Genomic DNA, 5989 nt, shown 5'->3' on the forward strand with positions numbered 1-5989 from the left:
CCGGCGCCTTGTCGCGGCCGATCTTGGCGAAGGCGTCCTTGTTCCAGTAGAACAGCGCCGTCGAGGAATTGAAGGGGAACGACTCCAGCTCGCCCTTCGACGTCGCGTAGTAGTTCGCGATGCCGGCGAAATAGTCGTCCCACTTGATGTCATAGCCGTTGTCGGCCATCAGCTTGCGGGCCGGGACGAAGGCGCCGGACAGCATCAGGTCCAGCGTGCCGGCGTCGAACACCTGCACCACGGTCGGCTGCTTCTGCGCGCGATAGGCGGCGATGGCGTTCTGCACCGTGTTCGGATAGCCGCCCTGGCCGACGCAGACCGCCTCATAGTCGGTCTGGCTGTCGTTGAAGCGCTTGCAGGTCTCCTGCACCCGCTGCTCCAGGTCGCCGGTCAGCCCGTACCAGAACTCGAATTTCGTGCGCTCGGCGTGGGCCGGCTGCGCAAAGACGGCGGCGGCCGCCAGCGCGAACGCGGCCGCCGACAGCTTGGTCACGACGGTCATGCTTGTCTCCCCTTGGGCCGCCCTGCACGTCCGCGACGGGCGGCGACGGGGGCGATCCCTACGCGGGGACGATGACGATTCGATTTAACATTCGTCTCGCCTGGATGACATCTGCCGGCCGGAATTATCCAGAAAGCTCAAGGGATTAGACAATGGGCCGATAGGTCCGCCCCAAACGCCGAAAGCCCCGCCGGAGGGCGGGGCTTTCGGGTCTAAATTCCGGATCAGGCCGGTCAGACGAACTGGACCGTCACGATCTCGTAGCTCTTGGAGCCGCCGGGGGTGGTGACCTCGACCTGGTCGCCCTCGGTCTTGCCGATCAGCGACCGCGCCAGCGGCGCGGTGATCGAGAGACGGCCTTCCTTGATGTCGGATTCATCCTGCCCGACGATCTGGTAGGTGATCTCTTCCTCGGTGTCCTCGTCGGCCAGGGTCACGGTGGCCCCGAACTTGACGGTGTCGCCGGACAGCTTGGACGTGTCGATGATCTCGGCCCGGCTGATCCGGTCCTCGAGTTCCATCACCCGGCCTTCGATGAAGCTCTGGCGCTCGCGCGCCGCGTGGTATTCCGCGTTCTCGGACAGGTCACCATGCTCGCGCGCCTCGGCAATCGCCTTGATCACCTCAGGGCGTGCCACGCTCTTCAGATGCTTCAATTCTTCCCGCAGGCGGTTGAACCCCCCCGCGGTCATCGGCACCTTTTCCATCGTGCTCCAGTCCCAAAAAGTCAAAAAGCGTTACACCCGGCGTCCAGGACGCCGGCTGCCAGACCTGCTCGTATCCTCGCCCCCGGTGCTACCGCGCCGAACCTAGGTAGGATTGCAGCGGGGCGACTTCAAGCGCCCCAGCCTTCAGCGCGGCGATCGCCTCCACAGTCGCGCGCGCTCCGGCCACGGTCGTCGAGTAGGGAATGTTATTGACCAGCGCGGCGCGGCGCAAGCCGAAGCTGTCGCGCACCGTCTGTGCACCGTCGGTGGTGTTGAACACCAGCTGGATCTCGCCGTTCAGAATGGCGTCGACGATGTGCGGCTGGCCGTCCATCACCTTGTTGATCCGGCGGACCTTCAGCCCGCCCTGTTCCAGCGCCGCGGCGGTGCCGGTCGAGGCCACCAGCTCGAAGCCCAGCTCGGCGATGCGGCGGGCGATGGTCACGATCGCCGCCTTGTCGCGGTCCTTGACCGAGACGAACACGGCGCCGGACAGCGGCAGCTTCTGGTTGGCGCCCAGCTGGCTCTTGGCGAAGGCGCGGCCGAAGTCGCGGTCCAGGCCCATCACTTCGCCGGTCGACTTCATCTCCGGCCCCAGGATGACGTCGACCCCGGGGAAGCGGTTGAACGGGAACACCGCTTCCTTCACCGCCGTGTATGGCGGGTTCGGGCCGTGCAGGGTGAAGTCGGCCAGCTTCTCGCCGGCCATGATCCGCGCCGCGATCTTGGCGATCGGCGTGCCGGTCGCCTTGGCCACGAAGGGCACGGTGCGGCTGGCGCGCGGGTTGACCTCGATGACGTAGACCTCGTTGTCCTTGACCGCGAACTGGGTGTTCATCAGGCCGATGACACCCAGCGCGTCGGCCAGCACCTTGGTCTGGCGCTCGATCTCCTTCACCACGAAGGCGGGCAGGGAATAGGGCGGCAGGGCGCAGGCGCTGTCGCCGGAATGGATCCCGGCCTCCTCGATATGCTCCATGATGCCGGCGACGTAGACATCTGTACCGTCGCGCACCGCGTCGACATCGACCTCGATCGCGTCCTGCAGGTAGCGGTCGACCAGCACCGGGTTGCGGCCGGACACCTTGACCGCGGTGGTGATGTAGCGGCGGAAGCCCTGCAGGTCGTGGACGATCTCCATGCCCCGGCCGCCCAGCACGTAGGATGGCCGCATCAGGCAGGGGAAGCCGATTTCCTGGGCGATCGCCTCGGCCTCCTCGACCGACCGGGCGATGCCGCTCTGCGGCTGGCGCAGGCCGAGCTGGTCCAAGAGGTCGCGGAAGCGCTCGCGGTCCTCGGCCAGGTCGATCGCATCCTTCGGCGTGCCCAGGATCGGGATGCCGGCGGCGGTCAGGTCATGGGCCAGCTTCAGCGGGGTCTGGCCGCCGAACTGGACGATCACGCCCTTGACCGTGCCGCGGCGCTGCTCGACCCGGATCAGCTCGATCACGTCCTCGGCGGTCAGCGGCTCGAAATACAGCCGGTCGGAGGTGTCGTAGTCGGTCGACACCGTCTCCGGGTTGCAGTTGACCATGATGGTCTCGTAGCCGGCCTCCTTCAGCGCGTAGGCGGCATGGACGCAGCAATAGTCGAACTCGATGCCCTGGCCGATCCGGTTCGGGCCGCCGCCGAGGATGACGATCTTCTCGCGGTCGGTCGGGTCGGATTCGCATTCGGCCTGGTCGAAGCCGGCCTCATGCGTCGAATACATGTAGGGGGTGGCCGAGGCGAATTCGCCGGCGCAGGTGTCGATCCTCTTGTAGACCGGCAGCACGCCCAGGCCGCGGCGGGCGGCGCTGGCCTCGGCCTCGCTGACATCCGCCAGCTTGGCCAGCCGGGCGTCGGAGAAACCCTGCCGCTTCAGCCGGGCGAAGCCCTGCGCATCCTCGGGCAGGCCATAGCGACGGACCTCTTCCTCGGCGGCGACGATCTTCTCAATCTCGCGCAGGAACCAGGGGTCGAACTTGCAGGCGGCGCGGATCTCCTCCACCCCCAGCCCCAGCCGCATCGCCTGGGCGATCACCAGCAGCCGGTCATGGGTCGGGCGGGCCAGGGCGGCGCGCACCACCTGCAGGTCCGGCGCGTCCATGGTGACACCTGGGATCTCGATCTCGTCCAGGCCGGTCAGCCCGGTCTCCATCGACCGCAGCGCCTTCTGCAGCGCCTCGGCGAAGTTGCGGCCGATCGACATCGCCTCGCCCACCGACTTCATGCTGGTGGTCAGGGTCGGCTCGGCGCCCGGGAACTTCTCGAAGGTGAAGCGCGGCATCTTGACGACGACATAGTCGATCGTCGGTTCGAAGCTGGCCGGCGTCACCTGGGTGATGTCGTTGGCCAGCTCGTCCAGCGTGTAGCCGACGGCCAGCTTGGCCGCGACCTTGGCGATCGGGAAGCCGGTGGCCTTCGAGGCCAGGGCCGAGGACCGGCTGACCCGCGGGTTCATCTCGATCACGACCATGCGGCCGGTCTCGGGGTCGACCGCGAACTGCACGTTCGACCCGCCGGTGTCGACGCCGATCGCGCGCAGCACCGCGATCGAGGCGTCGCGCATCACCTGGTATTCCTTGTCCGACAGGGTCAATGCCGGGGCGACGGTGACGCTGTCGCCGGTGTGGATGCCCATCGGATCGATGTTCTCGATCGAGCAGATGATGATGCAGTTGTCCGCGCGGTCGCGGACCACCTCCATCTCGTATTCCTTCCAGCCGAGGACCGATTCTTCGATCAGCACTTCGCGGGTCGGGCTGGCGGCGAGGCCGGAGCGCACGATCTCCTCGAACTCGACCCGGTTGTAGGCGATGCCGCCACCAGTGCCGCCCATGGTGAAGGACGGGCGGATGATCGCCGGCAGGCCGATCTCGGGCAGCGCATCGACCGCTTCGGACAGATTGTGGACCACGGCGCTCTTCGGCGATTCCAGCCCGATCGCATCCATGGTCTGGCGGAACTTGGCGCGGTCCTCGGCCTTCTCGATGCTCTCGCGCTTGGCCCCGATCAGCTCGATCCCCAGCCGCTCCAGCGTGCCGTCCTCGGCCAGCGCCATGGCGGTGTTCAGCGCCGTCTGTCCGCCCATGGTCGGCAGCAGCGCGTCCGGCCGCTCGGCTTCCAGGATGCGGGTGACGAATTCCGGGGTGATCGGCTCGATATAGGTCGCGTCCGCCAGCTCCGGATCCGTCATGATCGTCGCCGGGTTGGAATTGACCAGGATGATGCGGTAGCCCTCCTGCTTCAGCGCCTTGCAGGCCTGGGCGCCGGAATAGTCGAATTCGCAGGCTTGGCCGATGACGATCGGCCCGGCGCCGATGATGCAGATCGAGCGGATGTCGGTGCGCTTGGGCATGGGGGCGGCCTGCTGGGTACGGTGGGGCACGCTCCAGAAGGAGCGCGCTCTTATAAGGAAGGAATGCGCCCGGGGAAAGCCCCGGGGGCGATGGGGTGGCGCAGGGCAGGGGCGACCGGACGACATCCGGCCTCGCCGTGAAGCCTCAGCCGGCGCCGACCCTGCCGTCCAGGGCGTCGCGCAGACCATACCACAGCACGGTGGCGGCAACTGCAGGCCGGCGCAGCGCATGCAGCGGGATCGGCCGGACGGGGGTGACCGGAAAGTCCAACGCCTCGTCGGGCGCGCCCAGCGCCGCCTCGGCCAGCACCCGGCCCAGCGCCGTGGCCAGGGCGACGCCGCGGCCGTTGCAGCCGGTGAAGGCGACCAGCCCCGGGGCCGGGCGATGCAGATGCGGCAGATGGTCCGGCGTCATCGCCACCAGCCCGCCCCAGGCCTCGCCCCATCTGGCGTCGCGCAGCGCGGGGTACAGCTCGACCGCGCGGCGGCGCAGCGCCTGGATCCGGCCGCGCAGGGCCGGGCCGCCATAGGCGCCGCGGCCGCCCATCACGAAGCGGTCGCCAGGCCCCATGCGGAAATAGGACAGCAGCCGGCGGGTGTCGGAGACGGCCTGGACGCCGGGCAGGATCGACCGGGCGACCTCCGGCGGCAGCGGCGCGGTCGCCACCTGCAGCGAGACCACCGGGACGATGCTGCGGTCGAGCGGCGCCGCGACGCCGTCGGCATAGGCATTGACCGCCAGCACCACGGCGCCGGCCCGGATCCGGCCGCGCGGCGTGTCGAGCCGGTGGCCGTTGCCCTCCCGGCTGATCGCCAGGACCGGCGTTTCTTCATACAGCGCCGCGCCGGCCGCTTCCGCGGCCCGGGCCAGGCCGCGGGTATAATCCAGCGGCTGCACCACGCCGGCGCGACGGTCCAGGAAGCCGCCGACATAGGCATCGCTGCCGGTGGCCGCGACCGTCGCTGTCCGGTCCAGTATTGCGACATCGGCGCCTTCGGCCGCCCAGGCCTCGGCCCGGCGCTGCAGCGCCGGCAGGGCGGCCAGCCGGTGCGCCGCCTGCAGCCAGCCGTCACGGCGGGCGCCGCAGGCGATGCCATGCCGCGCGACCAGGTCGAACACGCTGTCGGCCGCGTTGCCGACGAACCGGACCAGCCGGTCGCCGCGCTCGGCACCCCAGCGCGCCCGCAGCTCGGCCGGATTCTCCTTCAGCCCCGGAATGACCTGGCCGCCATTACGGCCCGAGGCGCCGAACCCGACCGTGGCGGCGTCGACGGCGACCACCCGCACGCCGCGTTCCGCCAGATGCAGCGCGGTCGACAGCCCGGTGATGCCGAGGCCGACGATGGCGATTTCGGCGTCGATGTCGCCATCCAGCGCCTCATAGGCCGCGCGCGGCGCGGCGGTGGCAGCCCAGAGCGACCGGGAAAGATCGAACGGCT

Annotated in this window: 4 protein-coding genes; all 4 read right to left on the minus strand. The window is 69.0% G+C overall.

Going from position 1 to position 5989, the window contains the following annotated elements; genetic code table 11:
• Window positions 1-502: extracellular solute-binding protein (locus AC3XYG_RS03095; protein WP_489138347.1), on the minus strand; the 502-nt coding region annotated here is incomplete at its 3' end.
• 233 nt (window positions 503-735) lie between these two features.
• Entirely contained in the window at window positions 736-1209 is a 474-nt protein-coding gene (gene greA / locus AC3XYG_RS03100) for a transcription elongation factor GreA (protein ID WP_489138348.1), read from the minus strand.
• A gap of 88 nt (window positions 1210-1297) precedes the next feature.
• On the minus strand, window positions 1298-4549 hold the full coding sequence (carB, locus tag AC3XYG_RS03105) for a carbamoyl-phosphate synthase large subunit (RefSeq protein WP_489138349.1): 3252 nt from the start codon (window positions 4547-4549) through the stop codon (window positions 1298-1300).
• Window positions 4550-4694: 145 nt separating this feature from the next.
• On the minus strand, window positions 4695-5989 hold a 1295-nt coding region (locus AC3XYG_RS03110; protein ID WP_489138350.1), incomplete at its 5' end, for an NAD(P)/FAD-dependent oxidoreductase.

The sequence above is a fragment of the Inquilinus sp. genome (genome assembly GCF_057815775.1).

What these genes read in the sequence shown, in the direction of transcription:
- greA (WP_489138348.1), bottom strand. Translation starts at nt 1,209, where the DNA reads ATGGAAAAGGTGCCGATGACCGCGGGGGGGTTCAACCGCCTGCGGGAA.
- carB (WP_489138349.1), bottom strand. Translation starts at nt 4,549, where the DNA reads ATGCCCAAGCGCACCGACATCCGCTCGATCTGCATCATCGGCGCCGGG.